The sequence below is a fragment of the Stutzerimonas kunmingensis genome (genome assembly GCF_021432085.1).
In the GTDB taxonomy this organism is placed as follows: Bacteria; Pseudomonadota; Gammaproteobacteria; order Pseudomonadales; family Pseudomonadaceae; genus Stutzerimonas.
The window spans coordinates 1391168-1417214 of the sequence record NZ_CP090366.1 but is presented as its reverse complement, the minus strand read 5'-3'; the positions used below and the strand labels follow the sequence as shown (position 1 = coordinate 1417214).

Annotated in this window: 18 protein-coding genes; 8 read left to right on the top strand and 10 right to left on the bottom strand. The window is 63.8% G+C overall.

From position 1 onward, the window contains the following. The first annotated feature begins 62 nt into the window (after positions 1–62). Positions 63–950, top strand: coding sequence for a YghX family hydrolase (gene yghX, locus LW136_RS06535; RefSeq protein ID WP_041013267.1), 888 nt, complete (start codon positions 63–65; stop codon positions 948–950). 222 nt (positions 951–1172) lie between these two features. Then, positions 1173–1988, top strand: a complete 816-nt coding sequence (locus LW136_RS06530; protein WP_041013266.1) for an alpha/beta fold hydrolase — start codon at positions 1173–1175, stop codon at positions 1986–1988. 64 nt (positions 1989–2052) lie between these two features. On the opposite strand, the gene LW136_RS06525 is transcribed toward LW136_RS06530, so the two are convergent. Beyond that, entirely contained in the window at positions 2053–2697 is a 645-nt protein-coding gene (locus tag LW136_RS06525; protein WP_041013265.1) for an ion channel, read from the bottom strand. 74 nt (positions 2698–2771) lie between these two features. Beyond that, complete coding sequence (gene rlmE / locus LW136_RS06520; RefSeq protein ID WP_003300908.1) at positions 2772–3392, bottom strand: 23S rRNA (uridine(2552)-2'-O)-methyltransferase RlmE; 621 nt, start codon at positions 3390–3392, stop codon at positions 2772–2774. Between the two features lie 248 nt (positions 3393–3640). Between rlmE and LW136_RS06515 the strand changes: the two genes are divergently transcribed. Together LW136_RS06515 and LW136_RS06510 are read left to right on the top strand one after the other, a co-directional pair. Further along, entirely contained in the window at positions 3641–5278 is a 1638-nt protein-coding gene (locus tag LW136_RS06515) for an NAD(P)/FAD-dependent oxidoreductase (RefSeq protein WP_041013264.1), read from the top strand. An 11-nt stretch (positions 5279–5289) separates the two neighbouring features. Further along, positions 5290–6021, top strand: coding sequence for a TrmH family RNA methyltransferase (locus LW136_RS06510; RefSeq protein ID WP_041013263.1), 732 nt, complete (start codon positions 5290–5292; stop codon positions 6019–6021). A 22-nt stretch (positions 6022–6043) separates the two neighbouring features. Here LW136_RS06510 and LW136_RS06505 read toward each other — a convergent pair whose 3' ends face one another. Further along, positions 6044–7183: a sensor histidine kinase gene (locus LW136_RS06505; protein WP_234174777.1), complete on the bottom strand. Its 1140-nt coding sequence runs from the start codon at positions 7181–7183 to the stop codon at positions 6044–6046. Positions 7184–7473: 290 nt separating this feature from the next. Between LW136_RS06505 and LW136_RS06500 the strand changes: the two genes are divergently transcribed. From LW136_RS06500 to LW136_RS06490, 3 genes are read left to right on the top strand one after another with little or no spacing between them, the layout of a single operon-like run. Continuing rightward, positions 7474–8250 (top strand): PP2C family protein-serine/threonine phosphatase, encoded by a 777-nt coding sequence (locus LW136_RS06500; protein ID WP_041013261.1) that lies wholly within the window; start codon positions 7474–7476, stop codon positions 8248–8250. 19 nt (positions 8251–8269) lie between these two features. Beyond that, positions 8270–9817 (top strand): serine/threonine-protein kinase, encoded by a 1548-nt coding sequence (locus tag LW136_RS06495; protein ID WP_041013260.1) that lies wholly within the window; start codon positions 8270–8272, stop codon positions 9815–9817. Between the two features lie 57 nt (positions 9818–9874). Then, complete coding sequence (locus LW136_RS06490) at positions 9875–10726, top strand: FHA domain-containing protein (RefSeq protein ID WP_041013259.1); 852 nt, start codon at positions 9875–9877, stop codon at positions 10724–10726. A gap of 101 nt (positions 10727–10827) precedes the next feature. Here LW136_RS06490 and rarD read toward each other — a convergent pair whose 3' ends face one another. The 7 genes from rarD to fadD2 all read right to left on the bottom strand — a co-directional run bounded on the left by rarD (position 10828) and on the right by fadD2 (position 25171). Further along, complete coding sequence (rarD, locus tag LW136_RS06485) at positions 10828–11721, bottom strand: EamA family transporter RarD (RefSeq protein WP_041013258.1); 894 nt, start codon at positions 11719–11721, stop codon at positions 10828–10830. A 38-nt stretch (positions 11722–11759) separates the two neighbouring features. Next, positions 11760–15848 (bottom strand): ATP-dependent RNA helicase HrpA, encoded by a 4089-nt coding sequence (hrpA, locus tag LW136_RS06480; protein WP_041013257.1) that lies wholly within the window; start codon positions 15846–15848, stop codon positions 11760–11762. A 115-nt stretch (positions 15849–15963) separates the two neighbouring features. Beyond that, positions 15964–17568 carry a M28 family metallopeptidase gene (locus LW136_RS06475; RefSeq protein ID WP_041013256.1) on the bottom strand — a complete coding sequence of 535 codons (1605 nt, stop codon included), beginning with the start codon at positions 17566–17568 and terminating at the stop codon, positions 15964–15966. 268 nt (positions 17569–17836) lie between these two features. Further along, positions 17837–19522 carry a methyl-accepting chemotaxis protein gene (locus tag LW136_RS06470; protein ID WP_041013255.1) on the bottom strand — a complete coding sequence of 562 codons (1686 nt, stop codon included), beginning with the start codon at positions 19520–19522 and terminating at the stop codon, positions 17837–17839. Between the two features lie 183 nt (positions 19523–19705). Beyond that, positions 19706–21391 carry a methyl-accepting chemotaxis protein gene (locus LW136_RS06465; RefSeq protein WP_041013254.1) on the bottom strand — a complete coding sequence of 562 codons (1686 nt, stop codon included), beginning with the start codon at positions 21389–21391 and terminating at the stop codon, positions 19706–19708. A 175-nt stretch (positions 21392–21566) separates the two neighbouring features. Further along, a complete protein-coding gene (gene fadD1, locus LW136_RS06460; RefSeq protein ID WP_041013253.1) occupies positions 21567–23258 on the bottom strand; it encodes a long-chain-fatty-acid--CoA ligase FadD1 in 1692 nt (563 codons plus the stop codon). 224 nt (positions 23259–23482) lie between these two features. After that, complete coding sequence (fadD2, locus tag LW136_RS06455; RefSeq protein WP_041013252.1) at positions 23483–25171, bottom strand: long-chain-fatty-acid--CoA ligase FadD2; 1689 nt, start codon at positions 25169–25171, stop codon at positions 23483–23485. A 278-nt stretch (positions 25172–25449) separates the two neighbouring features. On the opposite strand from fadD2, the gene LW136_RS06450 reads away from it, so the two are divergent. Then, positions 25450–25920, top strand: coding sequence for a MaoC family dehydratase (locus LW136_RS06450; protein ID WP_014821189.1), 471 nt, complete (start codon positions 25450–25452; stop codon positions 25918–25920). Positions 25921–26047 lie beyond the last annotated feature (127 nt).

The following is a 26047-nucleotide window of genomic DNA, read 5'->3' as shown; positions in this document are numbered from 1 at the left end:
CTGCTGCACCCGCTGTCAGCGCAAACACCCAGCATCGCTTTCGATACTCGACGGAGCCGCCGATGGAACGTCTTACCGCGAAAGACTTCGCCCCCGAACTGCTCGAGCTCTACGACTTCTACGTCCACGGCAAGCTCAGCCGCCGGGAATTCCTCGACCGCGCCGCGGCCTTCACGCTGTGCAGCACGGCCGCCGTGGCGGTGCTCGATGCGCTCACGCCCAACTATGCGTTGGCCCAGCAGGTCGCCTTCACCGATCCGGACATCATCGCCGAATACGTCAGCTACCCATCGCCCAACGGCCACGGTGAGGTGCGCGCCTACCTGGTCCGTCCGGCCAAGGCCGAGGGCAAGGTGCCAGGCATCGTTGTCGTCCACGAGAATCGCGGCCTCAACCCCTATATCGAAGACGTCGCACGGCGCGTGGCCAAGGCCGGTTTCGTCGCCCTCGCACCGGACGGGCTGAGTTCGGTCGGCGGCTATCCCGGCAACGACGACAAGGGCCGTGAACTGCAGGCCGCGGTCGACCCGCAGAAACTGATGAACGACTTCTTCGCCGCCATCGAATGGCTGATGGCTCATGAAGCCACCACCGAAAAGGTCGGCATCACCGGCTTCTGCTATGGCGGTGGCGTGGCCAATGCCGCCGCGGTGGCATACCCGGAACTGGCGGCGGCAGTGCCGTTCTATGGCCGTCAGGCCAATCCGGCGGATGTGGAGAAGATTCAGGCACCATTGCTGTTCCAGTTCGCCGAACACGACGAGCGCGTCAATGAAACCTGGCCCGCCTATGAAGCCGCGCTCAAGGCGGCCGGCAAGCACTACGAGGCCTACATCTACCCGGGCACCCAGCATGGCTTTCACAACGACAGCACCCCGCGCTACGACGAGCAGGCGGCTGAGCTGGCCTGGCAACGCACCATCGCCTGGTTCCAGCGTTATCTGAGCTGATGCGCTCCTGCCGTAGCGGGCCATGCCGCCAGGCTCCAACCCTGCGCTGACCTGATTTGCCTCCAGAACGCCCGCACGTTGTGCCGCGCATCAGTGCGGGTTTCGGCAGCATTGCCTGCCCGAAGGCTGCAGCACACTGTCGATACATCCGCCACTGCATGTTGACGTTTACGTAAAAGACCAGTACTGCTATGTGGTCCGCACCGCTCAGGAAAGCCCTCCATGACCACTAGCGCAACGCTTGGCAACGCTCCGGCAGACCTCTGGGTACAGAGCACGCATGGGCAGATGTTCGTCCGCAGCTGGTTCCCCGACGCCGGCACGCTGCGTCCGAACTGCGCACCGATCCTGCTGCTGCATGAGTCGCTCGGCTGCATCGAACAGTGGAAGGATTTCCCGGCCGCGCTCGCCCAGGCTACCGGCCGCACGGTGGTCGCCTATGACCGGCTGGGCTTCGGTCGCTCCGACCGCTTGACCGCTCCGCCTGCGCCGACCTTCGTCGAGGATGAAGCCGCGCATGGCTTCGCCCAAGTGCTGGAGTATCTGGGTATCGAGCGTTTTGTGGTGGTCGGTCACAGCGTCGGCGGCAGCATGGCGGTGCATTGCGCCGCGCAATATCCCGCAGCCTGCCAGGCGATGATCACGATGTCGGCGGTCACCTTCGTCGAACCCCGCACGCTGGAAGGCATCCGCCAGGCCAGAAGCTGGTTCGCCGCCCCCGCACAGCGCGAACGCCTGCGCCGCTACCACGGCGAGCGCAGCGACTGGGTACTCAGCGCGTGGATCGACACCTGGCTCGCGCCCGACTTCGCCTCCTGGACCCTCGCCCACGCCCTGCCTCAAGTCCGCTGCCCGGCACTGGCCATCCATGGCGACAACGACGAATTCGGCTCCGAGCGCCACCCGCAACTGATCGCCCGGCACGCCGGCGGCCATGTCGAACAGGCGCTGCTGCCCGACGTCGGCCACGTGCCGCATCGCGAGCAGCCGGACGTAGTGCTGGAGCGGGTTGGACGGTTCTTGCGGGCGATCGGCTAAGGCCTTGCCTGGCGTTTCTCTCGGCGACAGGGCAGTCGGAAGGGCGGCGTTGCAGGAGGCGTCATTAACGGCGGATGGTCAGCCCGATTACCCGCGAGACGACCAGGGCGATGTACATCAGCCCCGCAATTTCCTCGAGCATGACCAGCGCCCGCGCCACAGGCCGCAGCGGCAGGATGTCACCGAGGCCAACACCGGAGAGTACGGTGACGCTGAGAAACAGCAGTTCTATCCACGAGCGAGGCTCATCCGGCTGCAGGATAGCGACGAAACTGCCCGGGGCAACGAGCTGGCAGGCCGCATAGGCGTAGGCGAACGCCCACGCCAGCAGCGTGAAGGTGGCACCGACGGCAAACAGTTCGTCCGTCGTCGTGCGCTGGTCTTCCATCATGTAGCCGATCAGGCCAGCCGCCGCGTAGAAGTAGAACATCGACTCGGTCACGACCAACGCCAGGTGCAGGCCGGGCATGGCTGTCAGTTCGACGGCAAGCGTCAGTCCGAGGATCGCAGCGGCCATCAGGAACGCCAGCGAATGCAGCGTCGGGCTCCGGTTGACGATGCGCAACGCCAGGACCAGCACTACAACGCCGAATGCACCAAAGGCAGCGCGGCCGAGCGGGGTGTTTTCCATGAAGGGGTACAGCAGGATGCCGAGCAGCTGGACAAACAGCAGCGCTGCCGAGGGATAACGCACGAGGTAGGTCAGCATTGATTGCCCATCGATGTATCAGCCAGCTCAGATGTAGCGGGAGCGGAACGCGCGGCAGGGCACTGAAAGTGCCCTTAGCCCTTGAACCCCTTCGCCACCAGATAGACCTCACGCGAACGCGGGCGCGATGCTTCCGGTTTGCGGATCGACACCTTCTCGAACGAGCTGCGCACATCCTTGAGGAAGTCGTCCGAGCCTTCGCCCTGGAAGACCTTGACCACGTAGTTGCCGCCGGGCTTGAGCACCTGGCGAACCATGTCGAGGGTCAGCTCGACCAGGTACATCGAAGCGGCCTGGTCGGCGGCGGCGACGCCACTGATGTTCGGCGCGATGTCGGAGACGATCAGATCGGGCTGCCGGCCGTCGAGCATGTCGAGGATCTGCTGAAAAACGGCGTCTTCGGTGAAGTCGCCCTGCACGAAGTCGACGTTATCCAGCCCGCCCATCGGCAGAATGTCGGTCGCCAGCACCCTACCCTTTTCACCGACGATACCGCCGGCCACCTGCGACCAACCACCGGGGGCCGAGCCGAGATCCATGACCAGCATGCCGGGGCGTATCAACTTATCCTTCTCGTTCAGCTCGATCAGCTTGTAGCTGGAGCGCGAGCGCAAGCCGTCCTTCTGGGCGCGTTTGACGAAGGGATCGTTGACGTGTTCATCCAGCCAACGACGGCTGCTTTTGGATCGTTTCATGATAGAGCCAACCACGGAGAATCAAGGTAAGACACGGACCAACAGGCGCAGCAAGGCACAACCATTGGACGCAAAGTGGCGGCGATTATAAGCCGATAATGCCGCCCCGCGGGCGCTGGTCGCAGCACACAGGCCGTGGAAGGCCATCAGCGCAGCCTGACAGGCATGAGCGGCGACGGGTACAATCCGCGCCCTACTCCCCGCCCCTTCTTCTTCCTCTGCCGGAGTCACCGGCCAGGATTACCGCCATGATTCGCATCAACGAGCTGTCCCTGCCCCTCGATCATTCCGCCGATGAGTTGCGCCAGGCCATCGTCAAACGCCTGAACATCAGCGACGCCGATCTGCTGAATTTCACCGTATTCAAGCGCAGCTACGATGCGCGCAAGAAGAACAGCGTCATTCTGTTCATCTACATCATCGATCTGGAGGCCCGCGACGAGGCGGCCGTCCTGGCGCGTTTTGCCGATGACCACAACGTGCGTCCAGCGCCGGACACCAACTACTACCCTGTAGGCCAGGCGCCAGCCAATCTGAGCGAGCGCCCGCTGGTGGTGGGCTTCGGCCCCTGCGGACTCTTCGCCGCGCTGTTGCTCGCACAGATGGGCTTCAAGCCCATCGTGCTGGAGCGCGGCAAGGATGTGCGCAGCCGCACCAAGGACACTTGGGCGCTGTGGCGCAAGAAGGTCCTGACGCCGGAATCCAACGTGCAGTTCGGCGAGGGCGGCGCCGGGCTGTTCTCCGACGGCAAGCTCTACAGCCAGATCAAGGACCCCAAGTTCTACGCGCGCAAGGTGGTGCACGAGTTCGTTCGTGCCGGCGCACCGGCCGAGATCATGTATGTGAGCAAGCCGCACATCGGCACTTTCCGGCTCACCGGTGTGGTCTCGACCATGCGCGAGGAGATCATCGCCCTCGGCGGTGAAGTACGCTTCGAGAGCAAAGTGACCGATCTCGTGATCAACGATGGCCAACTCGAAGGCGTGGTGCTGGCCAGCGGCGAGACGATCAAGAGTCGCCATGTGGTGCTGGCGCTGGGGCACAGCTCCCGCGATACCGTGCGCATGCTGCATCGCCAGGGCGTGTTCATCGAGGCCAAGCCGTTTGCCATCGGCTTCCGCATCGAACACCCGCAAGGGATGATCGACCAGGCCCGGCTGGGCAAGTACGCCGGCCACCCGGAACTCGGCGCCGCCGACTACAAGCTGGTGTACCACGCCAGGAACGGCCGTGCGGTCTACAGCTTCTGCATGTGCCCCGGCGGTACCGTGGTTGCCGCCACCTCCGAGCCAGGCCGCGTGGTGACCAACGGCATGAGCCAGTACTCGCGCAACGAACGCAATGCCAACGCGGGCATCGTCGTAGGCATCAACCCTGAGCAGGATTTCCCCGGCGACCCGCTGGCCGGCGTGGAGCTGCAGGAGCGCCTGGAATCGCGCGCTTATGAGCTGGGTGGCAGCGATTACTGCGCCCCCGCGCAACTGGTCGGCGACTTTATTCGCGGCGTGCCATCGACCGCGTTCGGCGAGGTCGAGCCCTCCTACAAACCGGGCGTGCGCCTGGGCGATCTCGCGCCATCACTGCCCGAATATGCAATCGAGGCGATCCGCGAGGCGCTGCCGGCGTTCGGCAAGCAGATCCGCGGCTTCGATCGTGCTGATGCGGTGCTTACCGGAATCGAAACCCGCACGTCGTCGCCGGTGCGCATCACCCGTGACAACGAGACGTTGCAAAGCCTCAACCTGCGCGGTCTGTATCCGGCCGGTGAAGGCGCCGGTTACGCCGGCGGCATCCTTTCGGCAGGCGTGGATGGCATCAAGGTCGCCGAGGCGCTGGCCAAGTCGATGCTGGCTGAAGTGGAACACACCGAAGTGCAGAGCAACTGAGCGCCGCCCTGATGAAATTCGACGACATCAAGAAGCTGCACCAGAAAAAGTACCGGACCGAGTTCGGGCATTTTCTGGTGGAGGGCGAGCATCTGGTGCTGGAGCTGCAGAAGGCGGCCTTGCATAACCCGCTGCTGCAACGCAGCGAGCTGTATGTGACCAGCGCCTACGAGCACTGGCAAAGCCCGTTCAAGACCCACCTGATCAGCGATCGCCAGATGGCGCAGATCGCCGATACCAAGACCCCGCAGGGCATCGTTGCGCTGGTGCCGATGCCAGCGACAGGCGCGCCGGTTGCTGCGGCCGTCGCGGGTGAGCGCGCCATCTACCTGCATGAAATCCAGGACCCGGGCAACCTCGGCACCATCCTGCGCACGCTGGCGTGGTTCGGTGGTTTTCGCTGCCTGCTCAGCCCCGGCAGCGTCGACCCTTACAACCCAAAGGTCGTGCGTTCGAGCATGGGCGCTATCTTTCATGCGCCGATGGAGCTGGATGTTGGACTGGATTCGTTGCACACCCGCTTCGAGCGCATCGCCTGCCTGGATATGAGCGGCGAGCCGGTGCAATCGGCGAGTTTCCGCGCCTTCGATTGCTACCTGTTCGGCAACGAAGCCCGCGGCGTGCCACGCGAACAGCTGGCCTCACTCAAAGCCCAGCCATTCACGATTCCCGGGTGTGGCGCCATCGAATCGCTGAATCTGGCGGCAACAGTCAACATGTGCGCGTACGAATTGAGCAGATAGCCGCTGCTTGAGGTGGGCTGCACTATGCAGCCTGCTCGCCGCCCAGGGGTATGCGCACCGTGAACGTGGTGCCGCTACCGGCCATCGACTCGAACTCGATACTGCCGTGGTGAGCATCGACTATGGCGGATGCGATATACAGTCCAAGGCCGAGCCCCGCGCCCGCACCGTACTCGGCGTTGCCGCTCTGGATGTGACGCACCATCGGATTGAAGAGGCTGCTTTTTGCCGATTCGGCGATGGGCCGGCCGACGTTGTGAACCGTCAGCGCGGCGATCCCCTCATCGCTTTTCAGGCTGACCGTGATCGGTGTCCCCGCCTCGCCATGCTCGACGGCGTTGCCAATCAGATTGGCAATCACCTGCTCCATTCGCGATTTATCGAACTGCCCAGGAAGACTCGGCTCCGACTGCAGGACGATCTGTCGGTCGGGGTTGTATGCCCTCGCCTCTTCAACCATGCCTTCACACGCGAGCGCCAGATCTTCGCTGTCCATGCGCACCGGGATGCCTACGCCTGAGTGCGTGCGGGTAAAGTCCAACAGGTCGCCGACGATCTTGATGGAGCGTTTGACGCTCGTATAGATACGCGACACGTTGATGGTCGGCTTTGGGGGCAGATCCGCTGTGCGTAGCAGTACGTCAGCACTCAGCAATATGGCGCCGAGGGGGCTTCGCAGGTCGTGGCCCAATATGCCGAGAAAGACATTTCGCGCGGCATCCACGGCGTCCGCATAGCAGACCACAGACTCGGCGAGGGCCTGATCGATCGCTTCATTGAAGCGGATGATGTCCGAAATCTCGTGCTCTTTCGACGTTGCATCGGACGACATCCACAGGACCAGCACACTGGTGCGCAATGCCCGGTACTCGGCGATGACCTGCGCGATCGTGAAGCCCGACGAGTAGCGGATGTCAGCGTGGGTTTCCGCGGGAGTGGCATCTCGTGACGGCGACGCCTTCCCATGGGATTTGGCGATCCGCACCTTCACCGATTGGGCCGTGCGCAGATCGGCGGCGATCGCCAGCAACATCTGCTCCGCATGGTCCCGCAGCGCCACCGAATCCATGCCGTTGGCGGCGGGTGTCATCGTCTTGGCGAAATCTTCCCACTGCTGAAGGATGGGTTCGATGTTTTCCAGAATGAAATCGGCCAAGCGCATGGTTTGCTCCTCGTGACTGAAACGGATGGTTGTAGCGACGACAGGTGTGTCAGTGAGGAGCGGAAGCCGAGACTACAGGGAAGCAGCGCCAGCAATAGTAACTTTTAGCTGGCCGGTTTGCGTGAACGCGCTTGCTCATATCGGGCTACCAGCATTCGCGGATAACAGCCGAAAAATAAAGCTGCCCTTTGCGCGAGTTAACAGTTTTGCGCTTGTCGCGGTGCTGGTCGATGACAGCCCTACGAGCCCCACGCATCATGCTCGCTCGACGTCGTGCCGCAGGCCCTCGCATGCAACCTACCCTTTCTGATTCATTGCTGGACTACGCCGGGCAAAGCTCGCCAGGGCGCAGGCGCAGCCATAATGAAGATGCACTGCTCTGCGCGCCGGAGCTGGGGCTCTGGGCCATCGCCGACGGCATGGGTGGGCATCAATGCGGGGAGGTTGCAAGCAGCCTGGCACTGTCTGCGCTGCAGCAGGCGATCGAGGGCGGCAATCCGCTGCAGACAGCGGTTCAGCACGCCAACCAGGCAGTACTTGACGCGGCTGTGGACGACGGCATGGGCACCACGCTGGTCGCAGCACATTTCACGGGTGCCGACTTCGAACTCACCTGGGTCGGCGACAGCCGCGCCTATCTGGTCACCTCCAACGGTATCGAGCAGCTTACGCGGGACCATAGTTGGGTGCAGATGATGATCGACGCCGGGGAGCTGAAGCCGGCCGAGGCTCAAGGCCACGCCTGGCGCAACATCATCCTGCGCTGCCTGGGACGCGAGGCGCCGCTGGAAGTCGGTGCGCACAGCGGCACCCTCAAGCCCGGCGAGCTGCTGCTGCTATGCAGTGACGGCCTGACCAACGAGCTGACCGACGCGCAGATCCATGCCAGCTGCACCTTTGCCGATACCCTCGAGAACCTGGTGGAACAGCTGATCGACCAGGCCAATGAACACGGCGGCCGCGACAACATCTCCTGCATCGTGATCGGCCGCACCGCCCCCCTCCCGGCGGCCGAGTCCCGCGGGCGGCGCTTCATCAACATGCTGTTAAAACCCCTCAAGTCGTAAGCAAGCGCGAGTTTCTACAATGCATCGGATGCTGGAAATACCGGGCTATCGCCTGCACAAGCGGCTCGGAAAAGGCGGAATGGCCGAGGTCTATCTGGCCACCCAGCTGTCGCTGGATCGCGAGGTGGCCGTCAAGGTGCTGTTGCGCACGGAAGATGCAGCGTTCACCGAGCGCTTCATCCAGGAAGGCCATATCGTCGCCTCGCTGCGCCACCCGGCCATCATCACCATCCACGACATCGGCCAGATCGCCGATGGCCGGCACTACCTGGCCATGGAATACCTCGGCGGGGGCGACCTGGCGCAACACCGCGGCATCGTCTTCTCACCATCGCGCGCGCTGGACATCATCCGTCAGCTGGCCGGCGGCCTGGCGGTGGTGCACGACGGCGGGCTAGTCCATAGAGACGTGAAGCCAGCCAATATCCTCTTCCGTGACGACGGCAGCGTGGTGCTCACCGACTTCGGCGTAGCCAAGGCCGTAGAGCTGGATAACGAGCTCACCCACTTCGGCATCGCCGTCGGCAGCCCTGCCTACAGCAGCCCGGAGCAGGCCCAGTGCCAGCCACTCGATGCCCGCAGCGACATCTACAGCCTCGGCGTGATACTCGCCGAGATGCTCACCGGGACCAACCCGTTCCGCGCCAGCAGCTATCCGCAAACCGTGCTCAACCACCTGCAGATGCCCTTGCCGCAACTGCCGCCAGCGCTCGCGCCCTACCAGCCACTGCTCGACCGCATGCTGGCCAAGCAGCCGGATGAGCGCTTCGGCAATTGCCGTGAGCTGCTGGCAGCCATCGACACGCTCACCGAGCCGGACATGGACCAGACCCGCATCGCACCGGCGGCATTCATCGAGGCGCCGACAAGACGCCGCCGTCGACGTCGTGGCATCGGACGCTGGGCGGTGATCGGTGCGGCGCTGATCGTGACAGTCGCCGCATTGGCCGCCGGCGGCTACCAGTGGCTGCAATACAGCCGCATCAACGACTACCTCACGCGCGCCGAGGCACGCCTGGATGAGGGGCAACTGACTGCACCGGCGTTCGACAATGCCGACTACTACTACCGCCAGGCCCTGCGCCTGGATTCGGACAATGTCGAGGCCCTCGACGGCATACGCCGCGTGCTCGATGCGCGCATCGCCCAGGCACTGGAACTGGCGGCGCAACGGCTGGCAAACGATCAGTTGCTGCAACCCGCCGAAGACAGCGCGGTGCACTACTACCAGCAGGTGCTGGGCTGGTTGCCGGAAAACGAGGTGGCCCGCAACGGGCTGGTACAGGTCAGCGAGCGTTATGTCGAGCTAGCCGAAGCAGCCTACGGGCGCCGCGAGTTCGCCCTTGCGCTGGAGTACATCCAGCAGGGGCTGGAAGCCACCCCGGACTATGCGCCCCTGCTCGCGCTGCACGACGCGCATGCTCAGCGGGTTGCCAAGGCCCGGGCCCCGCGCCCGGTGAAACGCACAACGGCCAGCACCTCACGCGCCGCGCCGACCAACACGCAGACCTCGCAAGCGCCGGCCAACCCGGTCAAGCGCCTGTGGAACCGGATATTCAACCAATAATTCGCCGAGCGCCGTTTGGCTCAGACCGTCGCCCGCTCCGCTAAAAGGTACCGCGCCATGCTCAGGATCCACTTCGCTGACAATCGCCAAAGTCCGGTCTGGCTTGCCGATGAACGCTTCACCCTCGGTTCGGACCGCAGCAACAAACTGGTGGCCAACGACACCGGGGTCGCGCCATTTCACGCCGAACTGCTGCTGGAAAACCGCTTCTATTACCTCACCGACCTCGGCACGCCTGGCGGCACCTACGTCAATGACGAGAAGGTCGGCGAGCACTACCAGATTCGTTCCGGCGACCGCCTGCGCCTGGGCGCGCTGGAACTGCAGATCGTCGATCCGGCCAAGGCCGGCGCCAAGGTGGCGAGCGCCCCGCGCTGGCTGTTGCAGGTGGTCAAGGGCGAGAACCAGGGCCACAAGTACCACATCACCGGCTCGATGACCTTTGGCCGCTCGGTGAAATGCGAACTCTGCTTCAGCGATGCGGAGCTGTCCCGCCGCCACGCCGAGTTCTACCTCAAGGGCGATGTGCTGGAAGTGAAGGACCTGGCCTCAGCCAACGGCCTGCTGGTGAACCGCGAGAAGGTCACGACCGCTGTGCTGCAGCCGGGCGACCAGATCCAGCTGGGCAATACCACACTGCTGGTGATCGGGCCCAAGGTCAGCACCCCGGAAGTCGTCGACGAAGACGCTACCGTATTCGTCCGCGCCACCGACCTGCCCGCCACGGTCGCCCCCCAGCCGAAACCTTCCCGCCCCCGCCCTGCCACGCCGAACCCGCTGCACGCGGCGGCACCTGTTGCCGCCGCTCCTGCTCGTGAGCCAGGTAAATCCGCATGGCGCCTTGGCATGCTGCTCGGCGCGCTGGGGCTGGCCATTGTCGCCGGGCTGGTTGCGCAGCAGATGATCTAGCAACTAACAGGCTTGAGCGGCGGCCATGCAGTGCCGCTTTCTGCCCTAGCAGCCGGCGCCTGCCCGATGAAACCTCGGCACCTGATCAATGACTACCAACGCTACCCTCGCCCCCGACGCAGCGCCCGCAATCCTTCGAGGACCAACACCACAATCGCCGCCCAGATCGCCCCGTAGGTCAGCCACTGGTCCGGCGCGATGCTCTCGCCAAGCAGCAGCGCCACGACCACCAACAGTACCGGCTCGACATAGCTGAGCAGGCCGAACAGGGTCAGGCTGAGGTATTTGCTGGCGTTGATCATCAGCCCCAGCGCCAGCGCGCTGAGCGCGCCCAGGCCGGCGATCAGCAATGTCAGGCGGGGATTGCCGGCAAGCAGGTTCAACGTTTCACCGCTGCCTAGGACGAACAGCGCAGCAACCGGCAAGCTGATGACCAGGTCGACCCAGAGCCCGCCAAGACTGGCGGTGCCGAGCTTGCGGCGCAGAACGAAGTAGCACGGGTAGCCCAGGGCAACGGCGAGTACCGGCCATGACAGTGACGAAGCCAATAGCAGCTGGTTGCCCACGCCCACAGCCGCCAGCAGACAGGCCAGGCGTTGCAATCGACTGATCGTTTCGCCGAAAACCAGGCGCCCGGTAAGTACCAGTGTCAGCGGCAGCAGAAAGTAGCCGAGCGAAACGTCCAGCCCGTGGCCGTTGATCGGCGCCCACATGAACAGCCACAGCTGCAAGCCGACCAGCGCCGAAGACAGCGGCAGCGCTAGCCACAGCCGCGGTTCGGCTGGCAGGCGCACCAGAATCTCGCGGACTTCGCCCCAGCGACCGATGGCGAGCAGTAGCAACGCCAGGCAGGGTGCGGTGAGCAGAATGCGCCAGCCGTAGATCTGCTGGCCACTCAGCGGCTCGAGCAGCGACGTGTAGTAATACAGCGTTGCGAAGAGCGTCGATGCGGCGAGCGAGCCGGCGACGCCCGCCAGCCTGTTGCGAGTTTCCATGGGCTTCCTGCGATTGACGATTCGTGCCAGCCCCGACCTCAGGGCTCGACCTGGCTCCACTGCTTGTTCAGGCGCTTGTCCGAAACCGCCATCCTGGTGCCAAGCTGCTGTGCCCAGAGCGAGACGCGATATTCCTCGAGCATCCAGCGATACAGTGCCAGCTCGGCATCGCGCTTGCCTTCCTGCAAGTGCTTCTTCAGGCGTGTCTGGTACTGCTCCCAGTAGCCGGCCAGTTCGCCGGACCAGACGCGATCACGCTGCAGCTGCGCACCGATCTTCTCGAAGCGTTGCTCGATGGCCTTGAGGTAGCGCGGGTACTCCTTCAGCCACTCGGCAGGCGTTTCGCGAACAAAGCCCGGATAGACCAGGTTGCCCAGCTGCGCCTTGATGTCGTTGAGCGCCACCGCCTGGGCCAGGTCGATCTTGCCCTTGAAGCGCTTCTGCAGGCCGTGCCAGTGCTTGAGTATTTCCAGCGTCAGGCGCGCCAGGCGTTCGGCATGCGCGGTCCAGTCGCCGCGCTTGCGCTCGGCCAGGGACGCCAGTGCGGCGCCGTCACGCGGTAGCTGGGCTTCGCCGTCGAGGATGCAGCTGTCGAGGCTGGCCAGCAGGATGTCCTCGACCAACGCATCGACCTTGCCCATGTCACGGTAGAGCAGGCCCAGTTCGGTGAGCCCCGGCAGCTTGTTGCGCAGGTACTTGGCCGGCTCCGCCAGCTGCTGCAACAACAGGCGCTGCAGCGCGCGACGATGTTGCCACTCGGCCTCGGCCTGGGTCGGGAAACGGCCTTCCTTGACCACCCCTGCCTCTTCCACCAGCGCCGGGTAGACGGTCATCGACAGCCCGGCCATCTTCGCCTGGGCCTTTTCTGCGACCTGGGCAAAACCCTTGGCTTCGACCGGCTTCTGTTCGGCCTTCTGCTGCTGCGGCGCCAGGGCGGCCTGGCTGGCCTCGGCGAAGCGCGCGGTGAGCTCAGCCAGATCACGCCCCTCACCGAGGAACTTGCCGCGGGCGTCGACCACCTCGATGTTCATCTTCAGATGGCTTTCCAGACCGGCTGCCGCCTCGGCCCAGGCGTCGTCCGATACGCGTGCACCAGTCATGCGCAGCAGTTCACGGCCCAGCGCCTCCGGCAGCGCGCCTTCACCGAAGGTGATCTTGGCCAGCGCGGCGCCGACGAAATCCGGCACCGGCACGAAGTTCTTGCGCAGTGCCTTGGGCAGGTTGCGCACCAGCGCCACCGCCTTCGTTTCCAGCAGCCCCGGTACCAGCCAGTCGAGCCGCTCGCTGCGCAATTGCGGCAACAGCGGCGCCGGCACGCGCAAGGTCACGCCATCGCGCGGGTGGTTGGGCTCGAAATGGTATTCCAGCGGCAACTGCAGCTCGCCGATGCGCAGGTAATCCGGGTACTGCGCAGCGGTGACTTCGCTGGCCTCGCGGGCGAGCACGTCTTCCTCGCGCATGATCAGCAGCTGCGGGTCTTTCGCGCTTTCGCGCTTGTACCAGTTCTCGAAACTGGCGGTCTGGTAGATGTCCGCCGGCAGCCGCGCAGCGTAGTAGTCGAACAGGGTTTCCTCATCGGCGAGGATGTCGCGGCGGCGTGCCTTGGCTTCCAGCTCGTCGAGGCGCTCGAGCAGCTCGCGATTGGCGCTGAGCGCTCGCGCACGGCTGTGCATCTCGCCGCGTACCAGCCCTTCGCGGATGAACAGCTCGCGGGCAGCGGGCGGATCGATGGGGCCGTAATGCACGGGCCGACGGCCAACGACGATCATGCCGTAGAGCGTTACCTGTTCGTAGGCCACCACCTGTCCGCGCTTCTTCTCCCAGTGCGGCTCGAAGTGGTTCTTCTTGATCAGGTGGCCGGCCAGTGGCTCGATCCAGTCGGGCTCGATCTTGGCGACCATGCGCGCGAACAGCTTGGTGGTTTCCACCAGCTCGGCGGCCATCAGCCAGTTGGGCTTCTTGCGCCCGATCACGCTGGAGGGATGCACCCAGAAGCGCCGCTGGCGCGCGCCGAGGAAGTCGCCCTCCTCGGTCTTGTTGCCGATCTGGCTGAGCAGGCCGGCGAGGATCGCCTTGTGTACGGCCGCGTAGCTCTTGGCCTTCTGCGCCGCCTCGCTGGCTTCGGCCTGCTGGCGTAGGATGACGTTGACCTTGGTGTCGGTGGTCGGTGCGGGAGCGCCGGCGTGTTCCGGTGCTCGCTCCGCAGTGTTCTTTTCGCGGTCGAGACCACTCCCACGGGTATCGCCGCCCTTGTGGGAGCGGTCTTGACCGCGATTCTCCGCGGGAGCGCCAAGCTTGAGTTCACGGGCAATAAGCGTCAGCTGGCGATGCGCGTCGCGCCATTCACGCAGACGCAGATAGTTGAGGAAGTTCTTCCGGCACCAGGTGCGTAGTGGGTTGGAGCCCAGCTCCTGGCGCTTTTCCTCAAAACCGCGCCAGATATTGATCAGCGCGGCGAAGTCCGAGTCGGGGTCCTTCCACTGCGCATGGGCCTGATCGGCGGCCTGCTGGCGGTCGGCCGGACGTTCGCGCACGTCCTGCACCGAGAGTGCGCTGGCGACAATAAGCACCTCGGCCAGGCTGCCCTGCTGTGCGGCTTCGAGAAGCATGCGACCCAGTCGCGGGTCGATCGGCAGGCGCGCCAGCTGGCGGCCCAGCGGGGTCAGCTGGTTCTCGCGATTGACCGCCGAGAGCTCCTGCAACAGGTTGAAGCCGTCGCTGATGGCCTTGCCATCCGGCGACTCGATAAAGGGGAAATCCTGAATGTCGCCCAGGCGCAGATGCAGCATCTGCAGGATCACCGCGGCGAGGTTGGTGCGCAGGATCTCCGGATCGGTGAATTCCGGCCGGCCGAGGAAGTCTTCCTCGCTGTAAAGCCGAATGCAGATACCCGGCTCGACCCGCCCGCAGCGCCCCTTGCGCTGGTTGGCGCTGGCCTGGGACACCGCCTCGATCGGCAGCCGCTGAACCTTGGCGCGGTAGCTGTAGCGGCTGATGCGCGCGGTACCGGAATCGATCACGTAGCGGATACCGGGCACGGTCAGCGAGGTCTCGGCGACGTTGGTGGCCAGCACGATCTTGCGCCCCGGTCGCGGCTGGAAGATCTTCTGCTGCTCGGCCGGCGTCAGCCGCGCGTACAGCGGCAGCACCTCGGTGAACTTCAGATTGGCCTTGCGCAGCACCTCGGCCGCGTCGCGAATCTCGCGTTCACCGGGCAGGAACACCAGCACATCGCCGGGGCGCTTGCCGACGCTCTGCTCGTGGGCGGCGATCTCGTCCAGCGCGGCGAGGATGCCCTGGTCGACGGTCAGGTCGTCCTCCACCCGGTTGCCGTCCTCGTCGATCTCGGCCGCCAGTGGCCGATACCAGGTCTCCACCGGGTAGGTACGCCCGGAGACCTCGACGATGGGCGCACCGTCGAAATGCTCCGAAAAGCGCTGCAGGTCGATGGTCGCCGAAGTGATGATGACCTTCAGATCCGGCCGCCGCGGCAGCAGGGTCTTGAGAAAACCGAGCAGGAAGTCGATGTTCAGCGAACGCTCGTGGGCCTCGTCGACGATGATGGTGTCGTAACGCTCGAGGAAGCGGTCGTGCTGCGTCTCGGCCAGCAGGATGCCATCGGTCATCAGCTTGATCAGCGAGCTGTCCTTGCTCTGATCCTCGAAACGCACCTGATAACCCACCAGCTCACCCAGTGGCGTGCCGATTTCCTCGGCCACGCGAGTGGCGACGCTGCGTGCCGCAAGCCGGCGCGGCTGAGTATGGCCGATCAGCCCGTGCACGCCACGGCCGATCTCCAGGCAGATCTTCGGTAGCTGGGTGGTCTTGCCGGAGCCGGTCTCACCGGCAATTACCAGCACCTGATGCTTTTCCAGCGCGGCCTTGATCTCGTCGCGCTTGGCGGCGATTGGCAGGCTATCGTCGTAGCGAATGCGCGGCACGCTCTGCCTGCGCGCCTCGACCTTGGCGGCGGATGCCTGAAAACGCTCCAGCCACTGGGCCAGTTTGGCCTCGTCCGGCTGCTTTCTCAGCTCGTGCAGCTGCCGGCGCAGGCGGTGGCGATCAGCGAACAGGGCCTGGTCGAGATTCTTCAGCAGGGTATCGATAGCGGGCGTTGCGTCGGTCATGGACAGCCGTGGGGCAATTCGAGAAGGGCGCGATTGTCGCAGATTTGCCCGGCCGGCCGAAGGGAAAGGGTGTGTGCAGGGACCGCGCCGGCATGCCGGCGCGGTGTTCAGCCGATCAACGGATCCAGTGACCCCAGCGCGACTTCTCCTGCACCTGCTGGATGCGCATGCTGCCGATTCTCTGCTCAGCCGCCGCGGCGATCTCGTCATCGATCATCCGGGTCGACAGCGACAGCCAGCTGGTGGCGAAGGCCAGCGCGTCACCGTGCAACTCCAGCGCCTCGGTGGAGATGTTGCCAAGGTTGTCGCATTCGTTGTGATAGCACGGATCGAACGGCTGGCCGGCTGCGCCGCCGTAGCGCTGCGCCTGCTCCTCGGTCTTGATGTCCTCGGCACCGGTGAACAGACCGCCGAAGGCAATGCCGTCCTCGAAGAACTGTGCGTAGTCGGAGCGGAAGTCGATCTCGGTGCCTTCAGACGGCGCATTGCGCAGCTGGAAGTAGGTGCGCAGCAGGCGTTCGATGGCAGCCGAGCCTGGTGGCCCCTGCAGGCCGAAGTCGGAGCCATCGCCGTCATAGATGAAGTTGGCATAGTTCGGCGAACCGATCATGTCGACGTTCAGATAGGCCTTGATGCGCTGTTTCTCCTCGTCCGGTAGCTGCGTGACGTAGTAGGTCGAGCCCACCAGGCCGGACTCCTCCGCGCCCCACCAGGCAAAGCGCACCTTGTTTTCCGGCCGCGCCTTGCTCATCAGCAGCGCCATTTCCAGCAGCGCGGCGCTGCCCGAGCCGTTGTCGTTGATGCCCGCCCCTTCGAACACCGAGTCCAGGTGCGCGCCGACCATGACCACGTTGCCCGGATCGCCGCGACGCGTTTCGGCCAGCAGGTTGTAGGTCTCGGTCTGCTCGCGCACCACGTCGACGTTCATGCTCAGTTGCAGCCCCGCGGTCTGCGACCAGGCCACGCCGTTATCGTAGGTCGAGAACATCACCGGGATGCCGCCGCTGTAGTCCTCGCCCAGGGTTGCGACCAGCAGCCCCTTGCGGTCCTCGGTGTCCCCCTGGTTGAAGATGATGGCGCCAGCCGCACCGGCCGCCGCGGCATTGCTCGCCTTCTGCCCGAACGGACAGGTGCCGCGCTGCATCAAGGCGATGGCACCGGCCGGGAAACCGGCGAAGTCCTCGGGCTCACAGCCGCTGGTGGAAGTGTTGCCAGCGCCGAGAGCCAGGTCGACCGGCACTACCGGCGCGGTGACGCTGCCCGGATCGGTCTGATCGGCGTAGGTGAAATCCTCCTCCCAGACGTACTGGGCCGGCTGCGGCGCCACGGCGCTCAGCGTGCCGGGGCTGACGGGATAGAAGGCGAGGAACGGGAAGGCCTGCACTTCGACGCGATAACCGGCGCGCTGCAGGCGGCTGCGCACGTAGTCGATCGACGCCTGATAACCGGGCTGACCGGACGCACGATTGCCGTCGTTCATCATGGCGATGTCCTGCAACGCCTCCAGGTGCTTCATGACGTTGCTCGCCTGCATGCAGCGCGGCAAACCGACCGGAGTGCCGACCAGCAAGGGCGAACGGCACAACGCCGCGTTGGGCTTGTCCGGCGTCCAGAAGTCGTTGAATTGCGGGGTGTCTACCTGCGGCGCCGCAAACGCGACACTGCCGGTAAGTAATGCGAGAGAAGCAACTACCCGAACAGCATTGTTTTTTTTGTGCATGGGTAACTCATCCTTGCAACGGATTGATGGGCAGGCCGCCTGTGGCTTGCGCCATCGTCCCCTACTGCTTTCAGCGGACGCGGCCATAGGGAGCTAGACCGAACGGCCGCCGTCTCGGTTCTGAGACAGCCGCCCGCCGGTAGCACCGTTGATCGGGTTGCAGGGAACTTCATCGAGGCGCTTTAGTGACTTCTGGCGGAGCGGCGCTGGAAACAGCGCCGTTCAGCAACGGCGACAGGCGTTGCACCTGCCGCCGGAGAACGTCGAATCAGATTCGGAACTGACCGACCAGCTGCTGCAGTTGCACGGTCAGTCCATTCAGTTCGCGGGAGGTCTGGGCTCCCTGAGCGGCGTCGCTGGCCACACCGTCCACCGCATCGGCAATGTGGTGCACGCTGCGGTTGATCTCTTCCGCGACGGCGGTCTGCTCCTCGGCTGCGGCGGCGATCTGCGCGTTCATCGAGTTGATGGTGCCGATCAGTGCGGAGATGGCATCCAGTGACTCACCGGCCTGGTTGGCCTGGTCACGGGTGCTCTCGCCTTTCTCGCCAGCGCGCAACATGGTGGCGACGGTGTTGGAAGTGGCGCTCTGCAGACGGTCGATCATGCCCTGGATTTCACCGGTGCTCTGCTGGGTACGGCTGGCAAGGGCACGTACTTCGTCGGCGACCACGGCGAAACCGCGACCTGCCTCACCGGCACGGGCTGCCTCGATGGCCGCATTGAGCGCCAGCAGGTTGGTCTGCTCGGCGATGGCGCGGATCACGTCAAGCACACCAACGATGCCTTTCACGTCCTGCTGCAGCCCTTCCAGCGACTCACCGCTACCACGCAGCTCGCCCACCAGTTCGTGAATGTGGCGGATGCTCTGATCGACTACCTGCTTGGCCGCAACGCCCTGCTGATCGGTCTGCTGCGCCGCTTCGGCGGCACGCTGGGCGCTCATCGCGACCTCGTGGGCCGCGGCCGACATCTCGTTGATCGCCGTGGCGACCTGATCGGTCTCGCTGCGCTGGTCGGCCATGGCCTGTTCCGAGCGCTGCGCCTGGCTGGCCACCGCACCGACCAGCCCGCTCAATTGCGTGGTGGTGCCGGCGACCTGCTGTACCAGTGAATGGATCTTCTCGACGAAGCGGTTGAACGACATGGCCAGCTCACCCAGTTCATCCTGGCTGGTGATCGGTAGCCGCTGGGTCAGGTCGCCGTCGCCCTGGGCCATGTCATCCAGGTTGCGCTTGATCAGCAGCAGCGGACTGAGCAGGGCATTGCTCATGAAGACGGCTAGCAGCGCCATCAACGCCAGCAGCGCGAACGCCGAAACCAGCATGATGGCTACCAGCCCGTCGATGCGCTCCTGAAACTCTGCCCGCGCGGCTTGCACGTCGCGCTCGACGCCATCCAGGTTCAACGATGTGCCGAAGACCATGTTCCATTTGGGCAGGAATTCGGCATAGCCGACCTTGGGCACCAGCACACTGCTGTCACCCAGCACAAAGCTGTAGTCGACGTAGTGGCTGCCGTCCTGGCCGGCGCGCACCAGCTCGCGAATGGCGTAGACACCGTTCGGGTCACGGTAGTCGTAGAAGCTCTGGCCGATCTTGTCCTTGGTGTTGCCCTGCAGGATGCGCACGGCCTTGGAGTCATAGCCCCAGAAATAGCCGTCTTTGCCATAGGACATTCGCTCGAGAATGGTCACCGCCTGATCGCGCGCCTGCATGTCGCCTTCGGCGGAGCGCTCATGGATCGGCCCGATGGCATTGCGCGCAAGCTCGACGTAATGCTTGAGCTCGGCACGCCGATCCTGAATGAGGCTCTTGCGGGTGTGCTCTTCCTGCTGTTCGGCCAGTGCGCGCAATTCATAGACGGCGATGCCGCTGAGGAGGATGGAGAGCAGTAGAATCGGGCCCAGCGTGAGCAACAGCAGCTTCATTCGTAAACGAAGATTGGAGAGCATTCTGATCGATTCCTTTAGGTACTTGTAGCAAGAGAAATTGCGACAAAAAACAGGCGCCACTTAAGCACCAATTGCGCAAGTACCTTCGGGTTGTCGACCTGGCGGGATCTTTCTTTACCCCATGAACGACGAAACCCTGCCTGGCAGGGTTTCGTGATGGCCCGTTCTAGAGCGACTTGTCGATCAGATGCGGAACTGTCCCACCAGCCGCTGGAGCTGTTCCGCCAGACCATTGAGTTCACGTGCGGTTTGCGCGCCCTGGGCGGCATCGCTGGCCACACCGTCCACCGCGTCGGCGATATGGTGCACGCTGCGGTTGATTTCCTCGGCCACGGCGGTCTGCTCTTCGGCTGCGGCGGCGATCTGCGCGTTCATCGAATTGATGGTGCCGATCAGTGCGGAGATGGCATCCAGCGACTCCCCGGCCTGATTGGCGTGATCACGAGTGCTCTCGCCTTTCTCACCGGCGCGCAGCATGGTGCTGACGGTGTTCGAAGTTGCGTTCTGCAGGCGATCGATCATGCCCTGAATCTCGCCGGTGCTCTGCTGCGTGCGGCTGGCCAGCGCCCTTACCTCGTCAGCCACCACCGCGAAGCCACGCCCCGCCTCGCCGGCACGGGCTGCCTCGATGGCGGCATTGAGCGCCAGCAGGTTGGTCTGCTCGGCAATGGCACGAATCACGTCGAGCACACCGACGATGCCTTTCACGTCCTGTTGCAGCCCCTCCAGCGACTCGCCGCTGCCGCGCAGCTCGCCCACCAGTTCGTGAATCTGGTGAATGCTCTGGTCTACGACCTGCTTGGCCGCAAGGCCCTGCTGATCGGTTTCGCGCGCGGCCTCGGCGGCACGCTGGGCGCTCATCGCCACTTCGTGGGCAGCGGCCGACATCTCGTTGATTGCCGTGGCCACCTGGTCGGTTTCGCTGCGCTGATCGGCCATGGCGTGCTCCGAACGCTGCGCCTGGCTGGCGACTTCACCCACCAGGCCGGTCAGCTTCGCGGTGGTTCCGGCGACCTGTTGCACCAGCACGTGGATCTTCTCGACGAAGCGGTTGAACGATGCCGACAGCTCACCCAGCTCGTCACGGCTGGTAACCGGCAGGCGATGAGTCAGGTCGCCATCGCCCTCGGCCATGTCGTCGAGGTTCTGCTTGATCTGCAGCAGCGGCCGCAGAATGGCATTGCTCATCAGCACCGCGAGCACGGCAACGAGGATGAGCAGCAGCAGCGCGGACCCAAGCATGATCAGCGTGAGACTGTCGATGCGCGCCTGGAAGGCTGCCCGAGCCTCACCGACATCGCGCTCGACGTCATCCAGGTTCAGCGAAGTGCCGAATACCAGGTTCCATTTCGGCAGGTACTCGGCATAGCCGACCTTGGGCACCAGTGCATTGCTGCCCGGCACGGCGAAACTGTAGTCGACGTAGTGGCTACTGTTCTGACCCGCCTTGACCAGTTCACGAATCGCATACACGCCATTCGGGTCCTTGAAGTCGGCAAAGTTCTCACCGATACGCTCGCGGGTAGCGCCCTGGAACACGCGAACGGACTGCCCGTCGTAACCCCAGAAGTAGCCCTCGCGGCCGTAGGTCAGCCCTTCCAGCAGCGCCACGGCCTGATCGCGGGCCTGCAGGTCGCCTTCGGCGGAGCGCTCATAGATCGGCGCAATCGCATTGCGGGCGAGCTGCACGTAACTTTCGAGTTCGGCGCGTCGGTCACGGATGAGACTGGCGCGGGTCTGCGTTTCCTGCTGGTCAGCCAGATCCTGCAGCTCGATCACCGCAACGCCGCTGAGCAGGACAGCGAGCAGCAGAATCGGGCCAAGGGCAAGCAAGAGCAGCTTCACTCGCAATCGTAGTGATGACAGCATCTGGAAATCCCCCATGAAAAACGCGGTTAAGTAGTGCCATTGTGCCACCGACTACATAACGAGGAGAACGCTACCAAGCGCTAATTCAAGCTGTGACGGGCGCTGCCGATGAACGCTGTTCGCAAAAACGAAAAAACCCCGCCGAGGCGGGGTTTTTTCGTCGAGGTACGAGTACCTACTTCTTGTGGCCCAGCTTGCGCAACTCTTCATCACGCAACTCACGGCGCAGGATCTTGCCAACGTTGGTGGTCGGCAGACTGTCGCGGAACTCCACTGACTTCGGGCGCTTGTAGCCGGTCAGGTTATCGTGCATGTGCTGCATGACCTGTTCCTTGGTCAGGCTCTCCCCCGGCTTGACCACCACGAACAGCTTGATCGCCTCACCGGACTTCTCGTCCGGCACGCCAATGGCGGCGCATTGCAGCACCCCTGGCAGACCGGCGAGCACGTCTTCCAGCTCGTTGGGATAGACGTTGAAACCGGAGACCAGAATCATGTCCTTCTTGCGGTCGACGATGCGGATGTAGCCGTCTTCCTGAACGACACCGATATCGCCCGACTTGAACCAACCTTCGGCGTCGATCACTTCGGCAGTGGCCTCGGGGCGCTGCCAGTAACCCTTCATCACCTGCGGGCCCTTGATGCACAGCTCGCCGATCTCGCCTTGCGCCAGATCCTGGCCATCGTCATTGATGACCTTGAACTGCGTCGAAGGAACCGGAATGCCGATGGTGCCGATCTGGATGTGCTCGATCGGATTGACCGAGGCCACCGGGCTGGTTTCGGTCAGGCCGTAGCCTTCGCAGATGGGGCAACCCGTCACCTGCTTCCAGCGCTCGGCCGTCGCCAGCTGCAGCGCCATGCCGCCCGACAGGGTGACCTTGAGCGCGGAGAAATCTAGCTTGCGGAAGTCTTCGCTGTTGCACAGCGCCACGAACAGCGTGTTGAGGCCGACGAAGCCGCTGAAGCGATACTTCGACAGGTCCTTGATCATCGCCGGCAGGTCGCGCGGATTGGAGATCAGGATGTTGTGGTTGCCGCTGAGCATCATCGCCATGCAGTGAAAGGTGAAGGCGTAGATGTGGTAAAGCGGCAGAGGGGCGATCAGCACCTCGCTGCCGTCATTGAGGTTCGACCCCATCAGCGCCTTGCACTGCAGCATGTTGGCGACAATATTGCGGTGGGTCAGCATCGCGCCCTTGGCGACGCCGGTGGTACCGCCGGTGTACTGCAGCACGGCGACTTCATCGCTGCTCGGCGATACGTCCCGCACTGCCTTGCCACGGCCCAGGGCCAGCGCGTCGTTGAGCTTGACCGCCTTCGGCAGGCTGTAGGCCGGGACCATCTTCTTCACATGCTTGACCACCGCGTTGATCAGCATGCGCTTGAGCGGCGGCAGCATGTCGGCGACTTCGGTGATGACCACGTGCTTGATGCCGGTCTTGGGCAGCACTTCCTCGGCCAGATGCGCCATGTTGGCGAGGCAGACCAGCGCCTTGGCGCCGGCGTCGTTGAACTGGTGTTCCATTTCCCGCGCGGTATACAGCGGGTTGGTGTTGACCACGATGAGGCCGGCGCGCATGGCCCCGAACACCACGATGGGGTACTGGATCAGGTTGGGCAGCTGCACGGCGATGCGGTCGCCGGGCTGAAGATCGGTGTTCTGCTGCAGATAGGCGGCGAAATCGCCGGACAGCTTGTACAGCTCACCATAGGTCAGGGTCTTGCCGAGATTGCTGAAGGCCGGCTTGTCGGCGAAACGCTCGCAAGACTGCTTGAGCACAGCCTGGATGTTCTGATACTCGTCGGGATTGATCTCGCTGGAGACACCAACAGGATACTTATCCTTCCAGAAGTTATCGGTCATGAACCCCACTCCTAAGCAACAGCTTTATTACTGCGCGATGGCAGCTGTTTTGTTGTGATTTGTTAACTTTTGTACCACTAATCGGGCTAAAAGCGTGCCCGAGGTTAGCAGCTTTGCCCAGGAGCGAACAGAGTCCGGAACGCGTTGATTCGACATAAAGTGACCGGAACATATATCCCGGTCACTCAATTTGAGCCGCCCTCTGCGGGCTGCGCCTGTCGCTATCAGGCGCTTTCACGCAACTCGCGGCGCAGGATCTTGCCCACCGGCGTCATCGGTAATGCATCGCGGAAAACGTAGTGCCGCGGCATCTTGTAGCCGGTGAAATTCTCCCGGCAATAAGCCTGCAGTTCTTCCTGGGTGAGAGTCGGATCGCTGGGCACGACGAACAGCTTGACCGCCTCGCCGGATTTCTCGTCCGCGACACCGATAGCGGCGCAGGCGGCGACCTTCGGGTGGGCCATCACCACGTCCTCGATCTCGTTGGGGTAGACGTTGAAACCGGAGACGATGATCAGGTCCTTCTTGCGGTCGACGATGCTGACGAACCCGTCCTCGTCGATCACCGCGATGTCGCCGGTCTTCAGCCAGCCCTCCTCGTCCAGCACCTCGGCCGTAGCTTCGGGACGCTGCCAGTAGCCCTTCATCACTTGCGGCCCCTTGACGCACAGCTCGCCGCGCTCGCCGAGCGGCAAGGCGTTGCCTTCGTCGTCGATTACCTTGACCGTGGTACCGGGCACCGGCAGCCCCACCGTGCCGAGGCGCGAATGTTCGCCATGAGGATTGGCGCAGACGACCGGCGAGGTTTCGGTCAGGCCGTAGCCTTCGACAACGGTGCAGCCGGTCAGGCTCTTCCAGCGTTCGGCGACTGCCGAAACCAGGGCAGTGCCGCCCGAGTTGGTGCCTTTGAGCCGGGAGAAGTCGATCTTCTTGAACTGCGGGTGAGCCATCAGCGCGACAAACAGCGTGTTGAGCCCGAGGAATGCGGAGAACTGCCAGCGCTGCAGTTCCTTGACGAAGCCATTGATGTCCCGCGGGTTGGTGATCAGCACGTTGTGGTTGCCGGTCACCGTCATGCACATGCAGTTAACCGTGAAGGCGTAGATGTGATACAGCGGCAGCGGCGCGATCATCACTTCCTGACCTTCACGGATGACCGGGTGGCCCTGATCGTCCAGCTGCTGCATGTTGGCCCGCACCTGCTGCATGTTCGCCACCAGGTTGCCGTGGGTCAGCATCGCGCCCTTGGCCACACCGGTCGTACCGCCGGTGTACTGCAGCACGGCAACGTGGTCGAGTTCCAGCGGCGCGGGCTTGTGGCTGTGGCGTGCGCCGTCGCGCAGCACATCCTTGAAGGAAACGGCTTGCGGCAGGCTGTAATCCGGCACCATTTTCTTCAGGTGCTTGACCGCCGCGTTGACCAGCGCGCCCTTGAGCGGCGGCAACATGTCGCCGATGCGCACTTCGATCAGGTGCTCGATGGCGGTATCGGGCAGCACCTCCTGCACGTGGTGGCCGAAGGTATTGAGATACACCAGCGCCCGCGCGCCGGAATCCTGGAACTGGTGGCGCATCTCCCGCGCGGTGTACAGCGGGTTGGTATTGACCACGATGAGGCCGGCACGCAGCGCACCGAACACCGCGATGGGATACTGCAGCAGGTTGGGCATCTGAATGGCGATGCGGTCGCCGGGTTGCAGATCTGTGTGGTGCTGCAGCCAGGCGGCGAAAGCGGCGGAGTGGCGCTCCAGATCGGAGTAGCTGAGGGTGACACCCATATTGCTGAATGCGGGGCGGTCCGCGTGGGTCTTGCAGGCTCGCTCGAACACTTCGACGACCGAGCGGTAAGCACCTAGATCGATGTCGTTGGGCACGCCAGCAGGGCGTTTGTCATTCCAGAATTCAGGCTGCATTGTTATTGGCCTCTTTACCTGAGAGTGTCTGGCCCGCGCACAGCGGGCTCTGGCGAACTTATCAGGTCAGCGTCGCGACGCAACAGTCCAAGCCCCACAAATCACTGCCGTGAATCTTTCGTCACGCTGCCGGGACGGCCTGCACCCGGGACAATCGTGCTGCATGCATCTAGAATGCAGCCCCAGCGCGCAAGTACCGGGCTGTGCCGGTTGCGCGGAACCTGATTCGATCAGGCGCAGCAGTTGACGCGCCCCGCCCCAGCATCTGAGGACTGTCCATGAGCACCATCAGCAACACGCCCTACGCCGAACTGGAAGTCGGCCAGCAGGCGAGCTTCGAAAAACACGTAGAGGAAAAGGACATCCAGCTGTTCGCGGCCATGTCCGGCGATCGCAACCCGGTCCACCTGGATGCCGAGTTCGCGGCCGGTACGCTGTTCAAGGAGCGCATCGCCCATGGCATGTTCAGTGGCGCGCTGATCAGCGCCGCCGTGGCCTGCACCATGCCGGGCCCGGGCACCATCTATCTCGGCCAGACCATGAAATTCACCCGTCCGGTGAAGATCGGTGACACCCTGACCGTGCGCCTGGAAATCCTCGAGAAGCTGCCGAAGAACCGCGTGCGCATCGCCACCCGCGTGTTCAACCAGAACGATGAGCAGGTGGTCGATGGCGAGGCGGAAGTGCTCGCGCCACGCAAGCAGGAGACCGTAGAACTGAAGGAGCTGCCGCCGATCACCATCGGTTGAGCATCCCTACGTTCATCGCCTCGCCGTTCATGGACGGGGCAAACCGAGGGCGCCTGATTGGCGCCCTCTTCATTTCCCGCAACCCCTCCGCCTGCCCGGCACGGGCGACAAGCAGAACGCCATTACG

What these genes read in the sequence shown, in the direction of transcription:
- LW136_RS06500 (WP_041013261.1), top strand. Translation starts at nt 7,474, where the DNA reads ATGCAACCTACCCTTTCTGATTCATTGCTGGACTACGCCGGGCAAAGC.
- LW136_RS06525 (WP_041013265.1), bottom strand. Translation starts at nt 2,697, where the DNA reads ATGCTGACCTACCTCGTGCGTTATCCCTCGGCAGCGCTGCTGTTTGTC.
- LW136_RS06510 (WP_041013263.1), top strand. Translation starts at nt 5,290, where the DNA reads ATGAAATTCGACGACATCAAGAAGCTGCACCAGAAAAAGTACCGGACC.
- LW136_RS06530 (WP_041013266.1), top strand. Translation starts at nt 1,173, where the DNA reads ATGACCACTAGCGCAACGCTTGGCAACGCTCCGGCAGACCTCTGGGTA.
- LW136_RS06465 (WP_041013254.1), bottom strand. Translation starts at nt 21,391, where the DNA reads ATGCTGTCATCACTACGATTGCGAGTGAAGCTGCTCTTGCTTGCCCTT.
- LW136_RS06470 (WP_041013255.1), bottom strand. Translation starts at nt 19,522, where the DNA reads ATGCTCTCCAATCTTCGTTTACGAATGAAGCTGCTGTTGCTCACGCTG.
- rarD (WP_041013258.1), bottom strand. Translation starts at nt 11,721, where the DNA reads ATGGAAACTCGCAACAGGCTGGCGGGCGTCGCCGGCTCGCTCGCCGCA.
- fadD2 (WP_041013252.1), bottom strand. Translation starts at nt 25,171, where the DNA reads ATGCAGCCTGAATTCTGGAATGACAAACGCCCTGCTGGCGTGCCCAAC.
- yghX (WP_041013267.1), top strand. Translation starts at nt 63, where the DNA reads ATGGAACGTCTTACCGCGAAAGACTTCGCCCCCGAACTGCTCGAGCTC.
- fadD1 (WP_041013253.1), bottom strand. Translation starts at nt 23,258, where the DNA reads ATGACCGATAACTTCTGGAAGGATAAGTATCCTGTTGGTGTCTCCAGC.
- rlmE (WP_003300908.1), bottom strand. Translation starts at nt 3,392, where the DNA reads ATGAAACGATCCAAAAGCAGCCGTCGTTGGCTGGATGAACACGTCAAC.
- LW136_RS06475 (WP_041013256.1), bottom strand. Translation starts at nt 17,568, where the DNA reads ATGCACAAAAAAAACAATGCTGTTCGGGTAGTTGCTTCTCTCGCATTA.
- LW136_RS06450 (WP_014821189.1), top strand. Translation starts at nt 25,450, where the DNA reads ATGAGCACCATCAGCAACACGCCCTACGCCGAACTGGAAGTCGGCCAG.
- LW136_RS06495 (WP_041013260.1), top strand. Translation starts at nt 8,270, where the DNA reads ATGCATCGGATGCTGGAAATACCGGGCTATCGCCTGCACAAGCGGCTC.
- LW136_RS06505 (WP_234174777.1), bottom strand. Translation starts at nt 7,183, where the DNA reads ATGCGCTTGGCCGATTTCATTCTGGAAAACATCGAACCCATCCTTCAG.
- LW136_RS06515 (WP_041013264.1), top strand. Translation starts at nt 3,641, where the DNA reads ATGATTCGCATCAACGAGCTGTCCCTGCCCCTCGATCATTCCGCCGAT.
- LW136_RS06490 (WP_041013259.1), top strand. Translation starts at nt 9,875, where the DNA reads ATGCTCAGGATCCACTTCGCTGACAATCGCCAAAGTCCGGTCTGGCTT.
- hrpA (WP_041013257.1), bottom strand. Translation starts at nt 15,848, where the DNA reads ATGACCGACGCAACGCCCGCTATCGATACCCTGCTGAAGAATCTCGAC.